This window comes from Pseudomonas sp. P1_F7, assembly GCF_056405655.1.
This window is the reverse complement of the sequence record NZ_JBFUBR010000092.1, coordinates 1-415: the sequence shown is the minus strand read 5'-3', so window position 1 is coordinate 415 and position 415 is coordinate 1. Positions and strand designations below refer to the sequence as shown.

Genomic DNA, 415 nt, shown 5'->3' with positions numbered 1-415 from the left:
GGCGACCGAACTTGTAGCGCTCAGGCTGAGGTTGGTGGTGTCGATGGTGTCGGTGACGGTGGTGCTGACCGGGTTTTTGTCGGCGACCAGGTTCTCGTAATTGCCGCCGCTGACGTCGGTGATCGAGTTGGTCAACGGCGCATGGCCGGTCAACACGTCGTTCGGCGCGGGGGTGCTCACGCTGCCGGTAGTTTCGCCGACCGCGATGGTGATGCTCTGGCCGTTGGCCAACGTCACGACGACAGGCGAACCGGTGACGGCGGCACCGACGGTGGCGGTGTAGGTGACAGTGCCGCCTTCAGCYGCGGTTTCAGTCGCGGTCAGCTTCACGGTGGTGGTGTCGATGGTGTCAGTGACGTTGGTCACCGCCGGCACGTTGCTTGGCACCAGGTTCTCGAAGTCGCCGCCGGTGGCG

1 protein-coding gene is annotated in these 415 nt (G+C 65.0%); it reads right to left on the bottom strand.

Annotated elements, in window-relative coordinates:
* On the bottom strand, positions 1–415 hold a 415-nt coding region (locus AC1D1M_RS31520; RefSeq protein ID WP_477778712.1), incomplete at both ends, for an immunoglobulin-like domain-containing protein.